At 65.5% G+C, this 18,251-nt stretch carries 18 protein-coding genes; 4 read left to right on the plus strand and 14 right to left on the minus strand.

Features of this window, described 5'->3' with window-relative positions; translation table 11 throughout:
* From CVM73_RS04425 to CVM73_RS04435, 3 genes are all read left to right on the plus strand, one after another.
* Nucleotides 1–1,110, plus strand: a complete 1,110-nt coding sequence (locus CVM73_RS04425) for an ABC transporter ATP-binding protein (protein WP_100230761.1) — start codon at nucleotides 1–3, stop codon at nucleotides 1,108–1,110.
* A complete protein-coding gene (locus tag CVM73_RS04430) occupies nucleotides 1,107–1,874 on the plus strand; it encodes an SDR family NAD(P)-dependent oxidoreductase (protein ID WP_100230762.1) in 768 nt (255 codons plus the stop codon). Before CVM73_RS04425 ends, CVM73_RS04430 begins: the two co-directional genes overlap by 4 nt.
* Nucleotides 1,875–2,051: 177 nt before the next feature.
* Nucleotides 2,052–2,369 carry a hypothetical protein gene (locus tag CVM73_RS04435; protein ID WP_100230763.1) on the plus strand — a complete coding sequence of 106 codons (318 nt, stop codon included), beginning with the start codon at nucleotides 2,052–2,054 and terminating at the stop codon, nucleotides 2,367–2,369.
* A 202-nt stretch (nucleotides 2,370–2,571) separates the two neighbouring features.
* Here the strand turns inward: CVM73_RS04435 and lpxB are convergent, their stop codons facing one another.
* The 3 genes from lpxB to lpxA are packed head-to-tail and all read right to left on the minus strand — an operon-like array spanning nucleotide 2,572 to nucleotide 5,421.
* On the minus strand, nucleotides 2,572–3,756 hold the full coding sequence (lpxB, locus tag CVM73_RS04440) for a lipid-A-disaccharide synthase (protein ID WP_100230764.1): 1,185 nt from the start codon (nucleotides 3,754–3,756) through the stop codon (nucleotides 2,572–2,574).
* Entirely contained in the window at nucleotides 3,753–4,610 is an 858-nt protein-coding gene (locus tag CVM73_RS04445) for an LpxI family protein (RefSeq protein ID WP_158237538.1), read from the minus strand. The genes lpxB and CVM73_RS04445 overlap by 4 nt, the downstream gene beginning before the upstream one ends.
* 19 nt (nucleotides 4,611–4,629) lie before the next feature.
* Nucleotides 4,630–5,421 (minus strand): acyl-ACP--UDP-N-acetylglucosamine O-acyltransferase, encoded by a 792-nt coding sequence (gene lpxA, locus CVM73_RS04450; RefSeq protein ID WP_100230766.1) that lies wholly within the window; start codon nucleotides 5,419–5,421, stop codon nucleotides 4,630–4,632.
* A 176-nt stretch (nucleotides 5,422–5,597) separates the two neighbouring features.
* On the opposite strand from lpxA, the gene CVM73_RS04455 reads away from it, so the two are divergent.
* Entirely contained in the window at nucleotides 5,598–5,942 is a 345-nt protein-coding gene (locus tag CVM73_RS04455) for a KTSC domain-containing protein (protein ID WP_100230767.1), read from the plus strand.
* Nucleotides 5,943–5,948: 6 nt separating this feature from the next.
* On the opposite strand, the gene fabZ is transcribed toward CVM73_RS04455, so the two are convergent.
* The 11 genes from fabZ to CVM73_RS04510 form a co-directional block, all read right to left on the minus strand.
* Nucleotides 5,949–6,410, minus strand: a complete 462-nt coding sequence (fabZ, locus tag CVM73_RS04460; RefSeq protein ID WP_100230768.1) for a 3-hydroxyacyl-ACP dehydratase FabZ — start codon at nucleotides 6,408–6,410, stop codon at nucleotides 5,949–5,951.
* On the minus strand, nucleotides 6,407–7,474 hold the full coding sequence (gene lpxD, locus CVM73_RS04465) for a UDP-3-O-(3-hydroxymyristoyl)glucosamine N-acyltransferase (protein ID WP_100230769.1): 1,068 nt from the start codon (nucleotides 7,472–7,474) through the stop codon (nucleotides 6,407–6,409). Before lpxD ends, fabZ begins: the two co-directional genes overlap by 4 nt.
* A 125-nt stretch (nucleotides 7,475–7,599) precedes the next feature.
* Nucleotides 7,600–10,128, minus strand: coding sequence for an outer membrane protein assembly factor BamA (gene bamA / locus CVM73_RS04470; RefSeq protein ID WP_100230770.1), 2,529 nt, complete (start codon nucleotides 10,126–10,128; stop codon nucleotides 7,600–7,602).
* Between the two features lie 176 nt (nucleotides 10,129–10,304).
* On the minus strand, nucleotides 10,305–11,456 hold the full coding sequence (gene rseP / locus CVM73_RS04475) for an RIP metalloprotease RseP (RefSeq protein ID WP_100230771.1): 1,152 nt from the start codon (nucleotides 11,454–11,456) through the stop codon (nucleotides 10,305–10,307).
* A gap of 44 nt (nucleotides 11,457–11,500) precedes the next feature.
* Nucleotides 11,501–12,724: a 1-deoxy-D-xylulose-5-phosphate reductoisomerase gene (gene dxr / locus CVM73_RS04480; protein WP_100230772.1), complete on the minus strand. Its 1,224-nt coding sequence runs from the start codon at nucleotides 12,722–12,724 to the stop codon at nucleotides 11,501–11,503.
* 4 nt (nucleotides 12,725–12,728) lie between these two features.
* Complete coding sequence (locus CVM73_RS04485; protein WP_100230773.1) at nucleotides 12,729–13,571, minus strand: phosphatidate cytidylyltransferase; 843 nt, start codon at nucleotides 13,569–13,571, stop codon at nucleotides 12,729–12,731.
* Nucleotides 13,568–14,326, minus strand: a complete 759-nt coding sequence (locus CVM73_RS04490) for an isoprenyl transferase (protein WP_100230774.1) — start codon at nucleotides 14,324–14,326, stop codon at nucleotides 13,568–13,570. Before CVM73_RS04490 ends, CVM73_RS04485 begins: the two co-directional genes overlap by 4 nt.
* 12 nt (nucleotides 14,327–14,338) lie before the next feature.
* Nucleotides 14,339–14,902, minus strand: coding sequence for a ribosome recycling factor (frr, locus tag CVM73_RS04495; RefSeq protein ID WP_061879517.1), 564 nt, complete (start codon nucleotides 14,900–14,902; stop codon nucleotides 14,339–14,341).
* 68 nt (nucleotides 14,903–14,970) lie between these two features.
* Nucleotides 14,971–15,687: a UMP kinase gene (gene pyrH, locus CVM73_RS04500; protein WP_100230775.1), complete on the minus strand. Its 717-nt coding sequence runs from the start codon at nucleotides 15,685–15,687 to the stop codon at nucleotides 14,971–14,973.
* A 61-nt stretch (nucleotides 15,688–15,748) separates the two neighbouring features.
* Complete coding sequence (gene tsf, locus CVM73_RS04505; RefSeq protein WP_100230816.1) at nucleotides 15,749–16,672, minus strand: translation elongation factor Ts; 924 nt, start codon at nucleotides 16,670–16,672, stop codon at nucleotides 15,749–15,751.
* A gap of 135 nt (nucleotides 16,673–16,807) precedes the next feature.
* Nucleotides 16,808–17,803 carry a 30S ribosomal protein S2 gene (locus CVM73_RS04510; RefSeq protein WP_100230776.1) on the minus strand — a complete coding sequence of 332 codons (996 nt, stop codon included), beginning with the start codon at nucleotides 17,801–17,803 and terminating at the stop codon, nucleotides 16,808–16,810.
* Nucleotides 17,804–18,251: the final 448 nt, after the last annotated feature.

Consider the following 18,251-nt stretch of genomic DNA (forward strand, 5'->3'; position numbering starts at 1 on the left):
ATGGCAGCACTGAGCATTCGCGCCCTGTCCAAGCGCTACGCCAATCTGGAGGTGCTGAAGGGCATCGATCTCGACATCGAGAGCGGCGAGTTCACCGTGCTGGTCGGACCGTCAGGCTGCGGCAAGTCCACGCTGCTCAATATCGTCGCCGGGCTCGACCACCCGAGTGCGGGAACGGTCGAGATCGGCGGACGCGTCGTCAACGACGTCGCGCCCAAGGACCGCGACATCGCCATGGTGTTCCAGTCCTACGCGCTCTATCCGTCCATGACGGTGCGCCAGAACATCACCTTCGGCATGGAATGCCGACGCGTCGCCAAGGCTGAGCAGGAGAAGGCGGTCGCGAACGTGGCCAAGCTGCTCCAGATCGAACCGCTGCTCGGCCGCAAGCCGTCGCAACTGTCCGGCGGCCAGCGCCAGCGCGTGGCGATGGGGCGCGCGCTGGTGCGCAACCCCCTGCTCTTCCTGTTCGACGAGCCGCTCTCCAATCTCGATGCCAAGCTGCGCGTCGAGATGCGGATGGAGATCAAGCGCCTGCACCAGCGCATCGGCGCCACCATTGTCTATGTCACCCACGACCAGATCGAGGCGATGACGATGGCGACGCGGATCGCCGTGATGCATCAAGGCAGCGTGCAGCAATTCGCCGACCCCGATACCGTGTACCGCTATCCCGCCAATCTGTTCGTGGCGCGCTTCATGGGCTCGCCGCCGATGAACACGATCCCGGCGCGGCTCGAGGCCGCGAGTGACGGGCCGGTGGTCGTGGTCGGCGCGGGGCGGCCCGACGAGGTTCGTCTGCGCCTCAGGGGATACGACGCCGCAGCCCCTTTTGTTGGGCGAGAGGTGGTGTTCGGGATCAGGCCGGAATGCATTGCCGAGGGCAGCCGCACGTTCTCCAGCGACGCGCCTGTCCGCGTCGAGGCGCCGGTGGAGCTGGTCGAGCCGACCGGTGCCGAGACGATGGTGCTGCTGCGGCTCGGAGGTGAGCCCGCAATGGCGCGGATCTCGCCGGATATCCGCCCCGCGCCCGGCACCTCCGCCGCCTTCGCGCTCGACACACGCCGCATTTGCCTATTCGACCCCGAGACGGAGCGACTGATCGCATGACGAAGACGACCTATTCAGGCCTTGCAGGCCGCGTGGTGTTGATCACCGGAGGCGCGAGCGGCATCGGCGCCGCCTTCGTCCGGGCCTTCGCGGCCCAGGGCGCCCGGGTCGCCTTCTTCGACATCGAGACGGACGCCGGCGAAGCGCTGGTGAGGGAGATAGCGGCCGCGGGCGGGACGGCGCCGCTGTTCGCGCCCTGCGATCTCCTCGACATCGATGCCTTGCGCAGCGCGATGGCAGAGGTTCATCGTTCGTTTGGTGACGCCGCGGTGCTCGTCAACAACGCCGCCAACGATCAGCGCCAGGTTCTCTCCGAGGTGACGCCGGCCGAGTTCGACTGGATGATCGGCGTCAATCTCAAGCACGTCTTCTTCGCGGCGCAAGCGGTGGTGCCGCAGATGCAGGCGCGCGGCGGCGGCTCGATCATCAACATGTCGTCGATCGCATGGATGCGCGGCGCGCCGGCGCTGCCGGTCTATGCCGCGGCGAAGGCAGCCATCGTCGGCTTCACCAACTCGCTGGCGCGGTCGGTCGGCTCCAAGCGCATTCGCGTCAACGCGATTGCGCCGGGCATGGTGATCACCGAGCGCCAGCGCCGGATGTGGTATCCCGACGAGCAGCTCATCGCCGAGATGCGCGCGCGCCAGGCCGTTCCCGATGCGGTGACGCCCGAGGACATCGCGAACATGGCGCTGTTCCTCGCCTCCGACGAGAGCCAGCGTATCACCAGCCAGTGTTTCCGGGTCGACGCGGGCCTCGGCTAGGGCGTGTGCTCATAAAATCGCTTGGGTCCGCGTTGCTCACCGAGGGTGAGGGCCAATCGGCGGCTTGAGCGCAGCCCAGCTGATCGCAAGACGTGCCTTTCGAGAATAGCGATTGGAACTAGGAAACCTTGTGAAGTTCGCGCGTTTAGGGGCCGGAGCATGCCGTGGAGGAGAACCATGCGAACAGCTATTCTCGCGTTGATTGTAGTTGCCGGAAGCGCAATTACGTTCCAAGCAACGGCCCAACAGCAAAAGGCCGCCCCCAGTGAGCAGACCAAGGAGGAGATGAACCGTGATGTAGACCAAGGGCTCAAGGCTGGCGAGCCCAACGAGCAGATGCAGCGTGATGCGGACAAAGGGATCAAGACCCGCAACTCCGGAGAGTCCGGATACGTGGCCGATCAAGACAAGCCGGCCGCGTCTGCGCATCCTCCGGGCCGACCGGGAAGTGAGCAAACCACGGGTGCGGGCGGCCAGACCAGCCCTCCGAAATAGAACACTTGGCGATGCGCTCGGTGTCGGTGGTGAGTTGCGTGGCGCCCAGAAGTGGCCAGCTCCGCACTTCGCGTTCGAGCCCGGGGCTTAGCGGTCACCTGCCGCCGACCAAAAGCCCCTTCCGGGTCCATGAGCCGCCGATCGCGGCCAAGCCAGGTGACTTCCGCTGGGCTGTCGCAAGCGGAATTTAGAAGTACTCGCCCTAGCTCGCCCGCCTGCCCTTGCGCATGGTCGCGAGCACGATGTCGGCAGCGAGCACGCTCGGCGATTTGTTGCCGGTCGACATGATCTGATCGAGCTTGGCGAATGCCTCGACCTGCTCCCGGCGGAGCGGCGAATCCGTCAGCAGCGCGGAGAGCGCCGGCGCCAGCTTCTCAGGCGTGCACTCCTCCTGCAAATACTCCGGAATGACATCCTTGCCGATTACGAGATTGGCGAGGATCACCGAGGAGACGCGGATGGCGCGGCGCAGGATGAAGGCCTCGATCGCGCCGACGCGATAGGCCGTCACCATCGGAATCCCCGACAGTGCGAGCTCGAGCGTCACCGTGCCGGATTTGGCCAGCGCGGCATGCGCGATGCGGAAGGCGGCACGCTTCTCGTTCTCGCCGATCACGATGTGAGGCTTGACCGGCCAATGCGCGATGCCTTCGCGGATGGTGGCTTCGAGGTGCGGCATGGTCGGCAGCATCAATTCGAACGCGCGCCGCTCCGCCTGCAAGCGGCCCAGCGTTGCGCCGAACACCTCGAGGTGATGCCTGATCTCGCTGCGGCGGCTGCCGGGCAGCACCAGGAGCACCGGCGGCTCACTGTCGCGGCGCTTCTGCTCCTCCGCGCTCGGACGCAGCGAGCCCAATTGCTCGATCAGGGGATGGCCGACATAGCTGCATGGCGGCCCGCCGAGCTTGCGGTATTCCTCCGGCTCGAACGGCAGCAGGCCGAGCACGTGGTCGACATAACCGAGCATGGTCCGCGCCCGTCCCGGCCGCCATGCCCAGAGCTGCGGCGAGACGTAGTCGACGATCGGGATCGCGGGACTGCGAGCCCGCACGCGGCGGGCGACGCGGTGGGTGAAGTCGGGGCTGTCGATGATGACGAGCGCGTCGGGCGCGGCCTCGGTCACGGCGTCAACCGTCTTTCGGATCAGCCGCAGGATCTTCGGCAGTTGCTGCACCACCGCGGCAAACCCGACGATCGAGAGCTCCTCGATCGGAAACAGCGAGTCCAGGCCCTCGCGCGCCATGGTGCGGCCGCCGACACCGACGAACTCTACGCCGTCACCGAGGCGCTGGCGCAGCACCTTCATCAAGGCGCTGCCGAGCCTGTCGCCGGATTCCTCCGTCGCGATCAGGAAGATCTTGCGCTTGGGATCTCGGTCCTTCATCACGCGGGCAGGCCGATGATGAAGAGATATTTTGCGTCGGCAAACGCGATCATCGCTTGCGGCTCGGCGGCGATGGTGTTGCCGGCGATGACAGCGATGCCCGCAAGGCCGGCGGCCGCGACGCCCTCGATCGTGCGCGGGCCGATCGTCGGCAGGTCGAAGCGCAGATCCTGGCCGCTCTTCGGCGCCTTCACCAGCACGCCACGTCCCGTGGCGGCACGGATGCGACCCTCCTCACGCAGCCGTGCGACGCGCGCGAGCAGAGCGTCGGTGCCCTCGATGTCCTCGACCGCGACCACATGGCCGTCGATAACCACCGCAGCCTGGCCAATGTCGAACGGACCGAGCGCGGTCAGCACCGCCCGGCCGCGCTCGATGTCGGTCTTGCTGGTGTCGCTCGGCCAGGCGCGGCTGATGCAGCCCTCGGGCATCAGGAGATCCGGTGCGACATCCTTGATGCCGACCATGCGGAAGCCGTCCTGCTCGAGGATGCGCCCGACCCCCGACAGCAGATGATCGTCGCCGCCGCGGAAGGCGCGGATGACATTGCCGAGCAGGCGCAGCGTCTTGACGTCGAAACGGATCTCGGACAGCGAGGGCCGCACCAAGGTGCCGATGAAGATCAGGTCGCGGCAGCCCTCCTGGCGAAACAGCCGCATCGCGCGGCCGAGCTGGCCGACCGAGATCCAGCGGTGGCGGAACTGCTCCACCCGCGCCGGATCGCAGGCCCCGCGCAGCGGAAACAGCACCGGCGTGATGCCGCGCGCGACGAGCGACTCGGCAACCGCGAACGGCATGGCGCCGCCGCCGGCGACGATACCGACCGGCGATGAGATCTCCGCAGCCGCCGATGTCATGCCCGCGGCCATCCCAGGTTCACTTCGAAATGGCAGGGAGACAGAGCGGGCGCTTGCCCTTGCCGATGAAGTCGAGAATCTCGGCGATGGCGGGGTCCTCGCCCGCAAGCGGCCGCACCGCCTCCAGCCGCTCGGCAAAGGTGCCGGGCCCGTGGAAGAGCCTCTGGTAGAAAGCGCGCACGGTCGCGAGCCGCTGCTTGGTGAATTTGCGACGCTTCATGCCGATCAGGTTGAGACTCTCCAGCACCGCATATTGGCCGTTGACCAGCCCATAGGGGATGACGTCGTCGCGCACGCCGCACACGCCTCCGACCATGACATAGGGGCCGATGCGCGTGAACTGATGCACCGCGGACAGGCCGCCGATGTAAACGGCATCGCCGATCTCGCAGTGACCGCCGAGCGTCGCCGACGTCGCGAAGATCACGTTGTCGCCGACCATGCAGTCATGGCCGACATGGCTGTTGTTCATGAAGTAGCCGCCGCTGCCGACGCGCGTCAGCCCACCACCCTTGATCGTGCCGACGTTCATCGTCGCACCTTCCCGGATGGTGCAGCCAGAACCGATCTCGAGCCGGGTCGGCTCCCCCTTGTAGCTGAGGTCCTGCGGGGCGCCGCCGAGCACTGCGAACGGCGAGATCACGCAACCATCGCCGAGCGTGGTGTGGCCGATGACGGTGACTTGTCCGATCAGCTTGCAGTTCTCGCCGATCACGACGTTCGGGCCAATGATGCAATAAGGTCCGATCTCGGTGCCCTCGCCGATCACGGCGCCGTCCGCGACCCGTGCGGTGGGATCAATCTTGCTCATCAAGCCAATCTTACTCGTCAAGAAGGTCTGGTTATGTATTGAAGTCGCTTGGTTTTCGGCTGGTTAGCGCGACTATGCCCGATCTGTCCAGTGACGTATCATCTCGCCGTGTTTCAAGTGCTGGATGAGGCGGCCGTCCCCGCCCATCAACAAGTTCATGCGGAGCTTCAACGGTCGTGGTCAGGGCCCTGGTCCTTCTGATTGCACAGCTCGCGGCTACGCCGATCGTGTCGGAGACGGTCGAGACGGCCGAACACAGTCTCGTCGATCTCGGGCCATTCGAATGCCGGGACATTACCCGCAGCACGGTGCTTCAGCGCGTCTGTTACGATCGCGCGCGGCAGGACCTGATTGTCGCGAGCAATGGCACCTATGACCGTTATTGCGGCGTGACGGCCGAGACGGTCGAACGCCTCCTGGGCGCGCCGTCGATGGGCCAGTTCTTCAACCGGAATATCAAGCGCGAGACGACCGCCGGGCGCTACACATGCCCGACGCGCGAGCCGGTCCAGAACGGTTGAGCCCGCTCAGTCCGTCAGCATGGCGCCGACGTCGGCCTCCGCGACGACCTGGCCGTTGACCTTGGCGTCGCCGTGAAACCACCACATGGACTTGCGGCGGCCCAGCGAGCGCATGTGATACTCGATGGTATCGCCGGGCAGCACGGGCTTGCGGAACTTGCACTTGTCGATGGTGAGGAAATACACCGCCCGCGGCTTCTCGGTACCCTCGACCGACTTGATGCCGATTACGCCCGCCGTCTGCGCCATCGCCTCGATCATCATGACGCCGGGATAGACCGGGCGCTCGGGGAAATGCCCCTGGAAGGCCGGCTCGTTGAAGGTGACGTTCTTGATGCCGATGCCGCTGTAATCGGCGCGGATGTTGATCACGCGGTCGATCAGCAGCATCGGAAAGCGGTGCGGCAGGGTCTGGAGGATCGCGTTGATATCCACCAGCTCGAACTTAACAGGTGATTCCGCCGTCATTCCCGTCCCTCGTCCTTCGGATCGGCCTTGCTGTCGCGTACCAGGCGCTCCACCGCGATGATCTCCTTGAACCACTGTTTGGTCGGCTTGGCGAAATGTCCGCCCCAGCGGCCGCCCGGCGGAATGTCGTCCTTGACCGCGCTCATCGCCGTCACCTGAGCCCCGTCACCGATCTTGAGGTGGTTGTTGATGCCAACCTTCGCTCCCAGCGCCACGTTGTCGCCGATGGTCAGGCTGCCGGCGAGGCCGATCTGGGCCGCCAGCAGGCAGTGCCGGCCGATCGTCACATTGTGGCCGATCTGGACCTGATTGTCGATTTTGGTCCCCTCGCCGATCACGGTGTCGCGCAAGGAGCCACGGTCGATCGTGGTGTTGGCCCCGACCTCGACATCGTTCTGGATCAGCACCCGTCCGGTCTGCGGCACCTTCAGATGGCCCTCGGGGCCGAAGAAGATGAAGCCGTAGCCGTCCTGGCCGATCGAGCAGCCGGGATGGATCAGCACATTGTTGCCGATCAGGGCGCACTGGATCGCCGTGCGGGCGCCGACATTGCAATCCCGGCCGATCTTGACGCCGGGGCCGATCACCGCTCCGACGCCGATCACGGTGCCGCTGCCGATCTCGACCTCCGGGCCGATCACGGCCAGGGGATCGACGATCACGCCGTCCTCGAGCCGGGCCGAGGGGTCGATGATCGCCGAGGGGGCGATACCGTCATTGCCGACCCAGGATTGCGGCCTCAGCGCGTCGCCGTGCCACTCCCGCGCGATCCGGACGAAGGCGCGGAACGGCTGCGTCACCCGCAGCACCGCCACATGCGCAGGCACCTCGGCCTCGAAGCGCGGGCTGACCAGACAAGCCCCCGCCTTGGTCGCCCTGAGCTGATCGGCATATTTGAGGTTGTCGAAAAATGCCAGATGCATCGGGCCCGCTTCGTCGAGCGAAGCAAGGCCCGTGATGACGTGGCCGCCCCTCTCGGGGTCGACCAGCTGCGCCTTGGTCAGCGTGGCGATCTCGGCCAACGCTGTGGCAGGCGGCTTTGTGAAGAAGGTCGGCTGCGCCATTCCACCCCGTCGCGGTCCGGCTTCGGCATGAAGCGGTCAGGCCGCATCATGCCCCATGTCTTGGATTGGCACGATCCCTTTCGGAAACCGGCTCCAGTGATCCGGATCGTGCCGTGCTGATCGAACTAGAACGTGGTGCCGCCGCCGAACCGGAACTCCTGGGTACGGTCGTACTTGCCCTTGCTGAGCGGCACGGCGTAGTCGAAGCGCAGCGGACCGAACGGCGACTGCCAGATCAGGCCGACACCGACCGAGGAGCGGACCACCTTGCTGTCGTCATACACGAGGCCGGTACAGGTCCCCGCGCTCGACGGATTGATGGTCGACGGGATACAGCCCGGCGCATTGACCTCGTTGGTGGCGGTCCAGCTCGTCGGTCCCTTGTAATCGTAGAGGCCGCCGGCGTCGGCATAGACCGCGCCCTTCAGACCCACTTCCTTGGGCAGGAACCAGAACGGCATCTGCAGTTCGAGCGAAGCGCCCCAGTACTTGGTGCCGCCGAGCGCGTCCTGCGTACCGAACGGGTTCAGGTCGCGCGGGCCGATGCCGTTCGGGGCAAAGCCGCGGACGAGGTTCGGGCCCATCTGGAAGTGGTCGAGCATGCGCAGATCGCTACCGATCTTGTTCAGCATGCCGCTCTGCAGGCGCACGAGGCCGACGATGTCGGAGACCAGCGGAGTGTAGTACTTCGCATCGATGACCGACTTCAGATAGGAGACGTCGCCGCCGACGCCGGCGAAATCCTGCCGGAAGTCGATGAGCAGACCGTCGGTCGGGTTCTTGTTGTTGTCCAGCGTGTTGTAGGTCAGCGTGTAACCGAGCGCCGAGGTCAGGGTCTTGCCGTTGGCAAGCTCCTTGCGCACCGGCAGCGAGGCTTCACCGTCGCTGTAGCAGCCGAGACCGCCGGTCGAGGTCAGGTCGATCGGCGGCGTCTGCGACGCAGCGAAGGCCGGGCTCGGGTTGAACGCCGAGGTGCCCAGGTTGTTATTACAGTTCGCCAGGTAGTACGGCAGCGTGATTTCCTGCTGGTAGATCGAGTAGCGCAGCTGGAGCGCCAGATCTTCACGCAAGGAGAAGCCGAGGCGCGGCGAGAAGCCGAGCGTCTTGGTGCCGTAGGAGATGTAGCTGTTGGACAGCTGCTGGCGCTGATAGAGGTCGAGGCCGAGCGCGACGCGGTAGTCGAGCAGATACGGCTCGACGAACGACAGCGAGTAGCCGCGGGCGTACTGGCCATAGGTCACCGACGCCTTCGCGAACAGGCCGCGGCCGAGCAGGTTGCGCTCGGAGATCGAGACTTCGGCCAGCGCGCCGTCGGTGGTGGAGTAACCGCCCGAGATCGAGAAGTCGCCGGTCGATTTCTCTTCCATGTCGACGATCAGGATGACGCGGTCGCTCGAGGAGCCCGGCTCGGTCGTGATCTTCACGCTCTTGAAATAGTCGAGGTTCTTCAGGCGCCGCTCGGCGCGGTCGACCAGCGCGCGGTTGTAGGCGTCACCTTCCGAGATGTCGAACTCGCGGCGGATCACGTAGTCGCGGGTGCGGGTGTTGCCGCGCAGATTGATGCGCTCGATATAGGTGCGCGGGCCCTCGTCGATGTTGAACACGACGGACACGGTGTGCGCTTCGAAGTTGCGGTCGCCGCCCGGCCGGACCACGGCGAAGGCATAGCCGCGGCGCGAGGCCTCGATCTGCATCTCCTCGACCGACTTCTCGACCGATTCGACGTTGTAGAGCGAGCCCACATTGACGCGCGAATAGGCGCGCATCGTGGACGGATCGAAGTTCGGAATGCTGGAGCGGAAGTCGACCGCGCCGACGCGGTACTGCGCGCCTTCCTCGATCTTGAAGGTGACGTTGAAGCCCTTCTTTTCCGGATCGTATTCGGTGAGCGCGGCCACCACCTGGACGTCGGCGAAGCCGTTCTTGAGGTAGAAGCGACGAATCAGGTCGCGATCGGCTTCGACGCGGTCGGGATCGTAGATGTCGCCGCTGGCGAGGAAGCTCAAAAGGTTCGATTCACGCGTCTTGATGACGTCGCGCAGGCGGTAGGACGAGAAGGCACTGTTGCCGACGAACTCGATCGACTTGACGCCGGTCTTGGCGCCCTCCTCGATCGTGAAGATCAGGTCGACGCGGTTGTTCGGCTGCTCGATGATCTCCGGCGTGACGCGCACGTCATAGCGGCCGGACCGGCGGTAGATTTCGGCGATTCGCAGCGTGTCGGACTGCACCATGGCGCGGGAGAAGGTGCCGCGCGCCTTGGACTGGACTTCAGTGGTGAGCTGCTCGTCCTTGATCTTCTTGTTGCCCTCGAAGGCGATGCGGCCGATCACCGGGTTTTCCACCACGGAGACGATGAGCTGGCCGCCGGAACCGCGATTGATCCTGACGTCCTGGAACAGGCCGGTCTCGATCAACGCCTTGAGGCCGTCGTCGATGGCGGCCTGATCCAGGCGGCCGCCCGGACCCGGCTTGAAATAGGAGCGGATCGTCTCCACCTCGACGCGGCGATTTCCTTCGACGGAAATCGACTGAACGGTCTGAGCAAGCGCAGACGAAGACACCAAAACAGCCCCAACCGGGGCAACCACCGGCGCGCCGAACAAGATCAGGGTTGCGAGCAAGCCCCCCCGGAGTCGCAGTCCAAACTTCATCGCGCAACGCGCCCTTATCATTCCGTGCCAGACCCAACCCCAACGCCGGTCCGGAGATTCCCCAAGTTCAGGCCGCTTGTAGCCAATTTCGCCGACGCCGCAAACGGCCGAAAGCGCCGTAATTTCAAATTCATTCCAAGACGTTGCTCAACAGCAACGCCACAAAAAAGCCCCTATCAGGAAGCGGCCATCCGCAGGATGTCGTTGTAGGTCGCAAACACCATCAACATCAGCACCAAGCCGAGCCCGATTCGGAACCCCATCTCCTGAGTCCGCTCGGACAAGGGCCGGCCCCGGACCACCTCGGCCGCATAGAACATAAGGTGGCCGCCATCGAGCAGCGGGATCGGGAACAGGTTCAACAGGCCGATCGAGACCGACAGCACCGCGCAGAGGTTGATCACGAACTGGAACCCGGCGCTGGCCGCCTGCCCCGACATCTTCGCGATTCCCAGGACGCCGCTGACCTCATTCGGATTACCCTGCCCGACGAACAGCGAGCCCAGGAACTTGAAGGTGCTGGTGATGATGAACCAGACCTGGTCGACCCCGATCTTGAGCGCTTCACCGATGCCGACCGGCGTGGTCGAGGCCTCCCCGGCCTGCGACTTGTGCTCGACGCCGAGCACGCCGAGACGATGGCTGTTGCCGAACGGATCCTTGCGCTCGAGCAGCGCCGGGGTCGCGGTCAGCGAGACGACGGCGCCGTCGCGCTTCACCTGGAAGGTAAGCGCCGAACCAGCGTTCATCGCAACGATTCGCTGCATGTCCGCAAAGCTCTCGATCGGCTTGCCGTCGATCTGGACGACGATGTCCCCGACCTTGAAGCCGGCCACAGCCGCCGCGCCATCGGCGACGACACCATCAACGCGCGCGATCGTGCTCGGCTTGCCGTAATAGAGGGCCATGCCGGCGAAGATCAGCGCGCCCAGGATGAAATTGGCGATCGGTCCGGCCGCGACAATGGCCGCACGCGGGCCGACCTTCTTGTGGTGGAAGCTGCCGGCGCGCTCCTCGGCCGTCATGGCCGCCAGCGTCTGGGCCGACGGGGTCGAGGCCTCGCTCTCGTCGCCGAAGAACTTGACGTAGCCGCCGAGCGGGATGGCCGAGATCTTCCAGCGGGTGCCATGGCGGTCGTTGAAACCAACCAGCTCAGGCCCGAACCCGAGCGAAAAGGTTAACACGCGCACGCCCGCCCAGCGCGCGACCAGGAAATGGCCGAGCTCGTGGAAGAACACGACGATGGTCAGGACGAACAGGAAGGGAACCGCGTAGCCGAGGAGCCCATGGCTCAACGTATTGAAACTATGGACAAAAAAGTCGATCATCGATTTCTCTCACCCAGCGCCGCAAGGCCCTGGTCCCGAACCAACTAGGATGCCTTTAAGGCAATTTGAGGCAATAGGGCGGCAGCCCTATTTCGAGCAACATGGTCAACGGAGATTGCATCGTCGGCGGACGTCAGGGGGGCCTGGTTCCCGCCTTTGACCCAGTCGTCAAGGGTCGCCTCGACCAGCCGGGCAATCGCGCCGAACCGGATCTTGCCGGCGATGAAGGCCGCGACCGCGACCTCGTTGGCGGCGTTGAAAACGGTGGTCGCGCCCTTCCCGATCCGGAGCGAATCGTAAGCCAAGCGAAGTCCGGGGAAGCGCTCGAAGTCCGGCGCCTCGAAGCTCAGCTGGCCGATCTTGGCGAGGTCGAGCTTGGCCGCCGGTCCCTTGATGCGGTCGGGCCAGCCGAGGCAATGGGCGATCGGCGTCCTCATGTCGGGCGCGCCGAGCTGGGCGACCACTGAGCAGTCGGAAAACTCGACCATGCCGTGGATGATCGACTGCGGATGAACGAGGACGTCGATCTCGTCCGGCGAGAGCGCGAACAGATAGGATGCCTCGATCACCTCGAGCCCCTTGTTCATCATCGAGGCGGAATCGATCGTGATCTTCTGGCCCATGCTCCAGTTCGGATGCTTCAGGGCCTGCTCGAGCGTCGCCTGCTCGATGTCGGCAGGCTTCCAGGTCCGGAACGGGCCGCCGGACGCGGTGATGATGACACGGACGAGCTCGTCGCGATTGCCTGAGCTCAGCGCCTGGAACAGCGCATTGTGCTCGGAATCGGCCGGCAGGATGCAGGCGCCCGCCTTTGCCGCGCGCTGCATGAAGAAATCGCCGGCGCAGACCAGACACTCCTTGTTGGCGAGCGCGACATGGGCGCCGCGGTCGACTGCTGCCAGCGCCGGCTTCAGTCCGGCAGCGCCGCTCACGGCCGCCATCACCCAGTCGGCCGGACGCGCGCCTGCCTCGATCACCGCGCTTTCGCCGGCGCCGCATTCGGTGCTGGTGCCCGCCAGTGCGGCCTTGAGCTCGGCGAGCTTGGATGTGTCGGCGATCGCCACAAAGCGCGCGGAGAATTCCCTGGCGAGCTTGGCCAGCGCTGCGACATTGCCGTTCGCCGTCAGCGCCTCGACACGGTAGCGCTCGGGCGAAGCGCGCAGCAAATCCATCGTGCTGTCGCCGATCGAGCCGGTGGCGCCGAGAACCGTGACGCTGCGGACGTCGGACGCAGCAAGTTTGTTGTTACGCAATGGGACCGCGCTCATATCCTCACCAAACCATAAGACCGCTTCCGGCGCTATGCACACCATGGCGGACAAAGCCGATAATCCATGCCGCCAGGATGGCGGCGACAAAACCGTCCAGGCGGTCCATAAGCCCGCCATGGCCGGGAATTAAGTGACTGGAATCCTTGACACCGAAGCGCCGCTTCACCGCGGATTCGAACAGATCGCCGAGTTGCGAGACCACCGAGAGGACGGCGCTGACGAGCAGCAGTGGAACCGCCTTCCCGATCCCACCCGCGGCAAAGCCGGCCGCAACCGCAAGGCTCGCCGCAAAGCCGCCGAGCGCTCCGGCCCAGGTCTTCTTCGGGCTCACGCGCGGCCACAGCTTCGGCCCGCCGATGCTGCGGCCGGCGAAATAACCACCGATATCGGTCGCCCACACCACGAGCAGCACGAACATCAGCGCGGAGAAGCCGTTGACGAGATCCTTCCGCACCAGGATCGAGGCCAGCAGCGCCGCCGCTGCATACGCGAATCCGGTGGCAGCCCAGACGAACTTGCCGCGCGCGATCAGCGTGACGATCGCGCCGCCGATACAGCCAACGATGACGGAAGTCTTGAGCGCACCGAAAGCGACGGAAGCCCCCATCATGGCGATGACCACGGTCCCTGCCCCGGTCAGCGCGGCCGAGCCTGCGCCCACCACCGTCAGCCATTCCGCGAACAGCCCGATCGACACCAGGGTGACGAGAAGTGCCCAAAGCCAGCCGCCGGCGTAGGCGAGCGCAATGGCAAGCGGCGCCAGCACCAGAGCTGCGAGGACTCGCAGCACGAGATTGCTCGGGGCAGGCTGAGAGCCCGCCGGTGCGGCGTCGGGTTCGCTCACGAGGCGGTTTTCGCGACCAGGCCGCCGAAACGGCGCTCGCGCCTGGCAAATTCGGCGATCGCACTTTCCAGTGCCGCCTTGTCGAAGTCGGGCCAGTGGATCGGCACGAACACGAGCTCGCTATAGGCGGCCTGCCACATCAGGAAATTGGACAGGCGCTGCTCGCCGCTGGTGCGGATGATGAGATCGGGATCGGGAATGTCGGGCGCGTCGAGATGCGCGCCCAGGGTCTCGGCGTCGATCGTGGCAGGATCGCGCCTGCCCTCCGCGACCTCGCGGGCGAGCTTCTGCGCCGCTTTCGCGATCTCCTGCCGCGAGCCGTAGTTGAAGGCGACGACGAGCGTCAGGCGCGTGTTGTCGCGCGTGAGCTCCTCGGCCTCGTTGAGCAGCGTGCAGATGTCGTTATCGAGCCCCTCGCGCTCGCCGATGATGCGAACCTTGACGCCGTCGCGGTGCAGGCTCGCCAGATCGTTGCGGATGAAGCGCCGTAGCAGGCCGAACAGGTCGCCGATCTCGCTCGCCGGGCGCGACCAGTTCTCCGAGGAGAACGAGAAGATGGTGAGATAGCGAATGCCGAGCTCGTGCGAGGCGCGCACCACGCGGCGCAGCGCGTCCACGCCGCGGCGATGTCCTTCCGCACGCGGCAAGCCGCGCGCGGCCGCCCAACGCCCGTTGCCATCCATGATGATGGCGACATGCGCAGGCGCCTCGGACCTGTCAGGCCCTTCCGTTGCGGGCGCGGCGGCGTTGGACATGAAGGCGATGCCTTAAACGGTGAGAATTTCTTTTTCCTTGGCGGCCAGCAACTGGTCGATCTCGGCGATGGTGCCGTCGGTCGCCTTCTGCACCTCGTCGGCGTGACGCTTCTGATCGTCCTCCGACATCTCGTGATTCTTCTCGAGCTTCTTGAGCACGTCGAGACCGTCGCGGCGGACATGGCGCGCGGCGACCTTGGCGGCCTCGGCATATTTGTGTGCGACCTTCACCAGCTCCTTGCGCCGCTCCTCGTTGAGCTCGGGGATGCGCAGGCGCAGCACCTGCCCCTCGGTCGCCGGCGATAGGCCGAGATTCGAATCGACGATCGCCTTCTCCACCGCCTTGACCATCGACTTGTCCCAGACCTGCACCGAGATCAGCCGGGGCTCCGGCACACTGACGGTGGCGAGCTGATTGAGCGGCATGTGACTGCCATAGGCCTCGACCTGCACCGGATCGAGCATCGAGGCGGAGGCGCGGCCGGTGCGCAGGCCGCCGAGCTCGTGCTTGAGGGACTGGACGGCGCCTTGCATGCGGCGCTTCACTTCGTTGAGGTCGAAATTACCCGTGGGCATCACGTTTCTCCTTCAAAATCCCGGCGACCGCTCTGCGCCCTTCCCTTTCGGGCGCGCCAGACGAGCTGTCAGCCGGCGACGATGGTTCCGTGGCCGACGCCACGCAGAATCGCGCCGATCGACCCCGGCTCCGCGATCGAGAATACGATGATAGGCAGCGATGTCTCGCGGGCAAGCGCGAAGGCGGTCGCATCCATCACCTTGTAGCCGCCCTCGATCGCCTGGGAATGCGTCAGGCGGTCGAACCGCGTGGCGGTTGGATCCTTCTTCGGGTCGGCCGAGTAGACCCCGTCGACATTGGTCGCCTTCAGGACCACCTCCGCCCCGATCTCGGCGGCCCGCAGCACCGCGGTCGTATCGGTGGTGAAGAACGGATTGCCGGTCCCGCCGCCGAGCAGCACGATCCGGCCCTCGGCCAGGTATTTGTGTGTCGCAGCGCGGGTGAACAGCTCGGAAATCTCGGGCATGACGAAGGCCGACAGCGTCCGTGCCGGCGTGCCCTTGCGCTCGATCGCCGCTTCCAGCGCGAGGCAGTTCATCACGGTGGCGAGCATGCCCATGGTGTCGCCGGTCGTGCGCGACACCCCGCGGGAGGAGACCTCGACGCCGCGGACCATGTTGCCGCCGCCGATCACGACCGCGACCTCGGTCCCGAGATGGCGGGCCGCGATCAGATCGTCCGCAACCCGGTCGACGGTCGGCTGATCGATGCCAAAGCCTTGCTGTCCCGCGAGATATTCGCCGGACAGCTTGATCACGACGCGACGATAGACCGGATCAGTCATGAGCACTTTCCTTGTCCGGGCGCCGCCTCCGGCGGCACGCCGGAAGGAGGTGTTCCGGCGCTTACTTCTTGCCGCTGGCCGCGGCGACCTCGGCCGCGAAGTCGCTTTCCTGCTTCTCGATTCCCTCGCCGAGAGCATAGCGCACAAAGCCCGCGATTTTCACGGCGCCGCCGACCTTGCCCTCGGCCTCCTTCACCGCCTGCGCCACCGACTTGCCGGTGTCGTGGATGAAGGCCTGCTCGAGCAGGCAGACTTCCTTGTAGTAGGTCTTGAGGCCGGACTCGACGATCTTCTCGATCACGTTCTCGGGCTTGCCCTGCTGACGGTATTTGTCGGCAAGCACGTCCTTCTCGCGCTTGACCACGGCCGGGTCGAGGCCGGACGGATCGAGCGCCAGCGGGTTGGTGGCCGCGACATGCATCGCGATCTGACGGCCGAGCGCGGCGAGCTCGTCGGCCTTGCCCGGCGATTCCAGCGCCACGATCACGCCCATCTTGCCGGCGCCTTCGATGACGGCCCCGTGGACGTAGTGGGAGACCACGCCCTGGCTCACTTCGAGCTGGACGGCGCGACGCAGCGTCATGTTCTCGCCGATGGTGGCAATCGCATCATTGATCGCGGTTTCGATCGTGACGTCGCCGACCTTGGCGGCCTTGATCTTCTCGACATCGGCGCCGACGTCGAAGGCGACCTGGGCAATCATCTTGACCAGCCCCTGGAACTGGCCGTTGCGCGCAACGAAGTCGGTCTCGGAGTTGACCTCGACCAGGACGCCCTTGGTGCCCTTGGTGAGCGCGCCGATCAGGCCCTCGGCCGCGACGCGGCCCGACTTCTTGGCGGCCTTGGACAGGCCCTTCTTGCGCAGCCAATCCTGCGCCGCTTCCATGTTGCCGTCGTTCTCGGTCAGCGCGGCCTTGCAGTCCATCATGCCTGCGCCGGTCGACTCGCGCAGGTCCTTGACCATCGCAGCTGTGATCGTTGCCATCGTTGAAGATCCTTTGTGCCTGCCGGTTTGCCGCAGCGTGGCATCCAAAAACGCCCCGCCGCGGTCCATCTCAGGAATTCGCGTCAACTGAAATGGTGGCCGGATCCTATCCGGCCAACCCATCGCTCTTTTTGACTATTCCGCTTCCGCGGTCAGCGCCTTGGCCTTGGCCACCCAGGCATCCGCGCGGCTGGGCAGACCGACTTCTTCGCCGATCGTGTGCGCGGTGTCGTGATCGAGCTCGGCGAGCTGCCAGTAGTGGAAGATGCCGAGGTCGTTGAACTTCTTCTCGATCGCACCCGACACGCCCGGGAGCTTCTTGAGGTCGTCGGCGGTGCCGCGGGGACCCGCAAGGCCCTGGAAACCGCTCGACGAGGGCGCCGGCAGCTCTTCGGCGGCCGGCTGGGCCGAGGCGCCGATGTCGATGCCCGAATCACCCTGGGCGCGCGAGATGCCGTCGATCGCCGCGCGCGCAATGAGATCGCAGTACAGCGAAATGGCGCGGCCGGCGTCGTCATTGCCGGGGACCACATAAGTGATGCCCTTCGGGTCCGAATTGGTATCGACGATCGCGGCGACCGGGATGTTGAGCCGCTGGGCTTCCTGGATCGCGATGTCTTCCTTGTTGGTGTCGATCACGAAGATCAGGTCGGGCAGACCGCCCATGTCCTTGATGCCGCCGAGCGAGCGGTCGAGCTTGTCGCGCTCGCGCTGAAGCGTCAGGCGCTCCTTCTTCGTGTACGAATTGGCTTCGCCGCCCGAGAGCACGTCGTCGAGGTGACGCAGGCGCTTGATCGAGGCCGAGATCGTCTTCCAGTTGGTCAGCGTGCCGCCGAGCCAGCGCGAATTGACGAAATACTGCGCGCAGCGCTTGGCAGCATCGGCAACGCCGTCCTGCGCCTGGCGCTTGGTGCCGACGAACAGGATGCGGCCGCCCTTGGCCACCGTGTCGCTGACGGCCTGCAGGGCCTGGTGCAGCATCGGCACGGTCTGGGCGAGGTCGACGATGTGGATGTTGTTGCGGGTGCCGAAAATAAACGGAGCCATTTTCGGATTCCAGCGGTGCGACTGGTGACCAAAGTGCACGCCAGCTTCAAGGAGCTGACGCATAGTGAAATCGGGTAGTGCCATCGTTCTAGTTCTCCGGTTGGTTCCTCCGGAAACGTGTGAGCAAAACGGAGCGTTCTCGCCCCGGCTGCCACCGGACGGCCTTGTGAGCCATGTTTCCGTGTGAGATGGCGCGCTATATAGCGCCATTTCGGCCAGAAGCAAGGAAATAAGGGGCCGCCCGGGACGCCGGCAAGCTCCTGTCGCCTGCCAACGCCCCTGCCCTTGAGCCTCCTAGCACTTCGGCTGGCCAGGCGGGCAGCTCTTTGGTGGCGGGCCGGCCGGCCGCGCTGCCGGGGGCTGCCCGCCTGGCCCGCCGAAGTGGTAGGGGGGTCCAGGGCAGGGGCGGTGGCGCGCGGCCGGGGCTTGCCCGGCTCCCGGGCGGCCCCCTATTTTCCTTCTTCTGGGCGCAATGGCGCTCTATAGCGCGCCATCTCACCAGGTAAAACTGCGCCCACAGCCCTCCCGGTGG

This window comes from Bradyrhizobium forestalis (assembly GCF_002795245.1).
Classification (GTDB): domain Bacteria; phylum Pseudomonadota; class Alphaproteobacteria; order Rhizobiales; family Xanthobacteraceae; genus Bradyrhizobium; species Bradyrhizobium forestalis.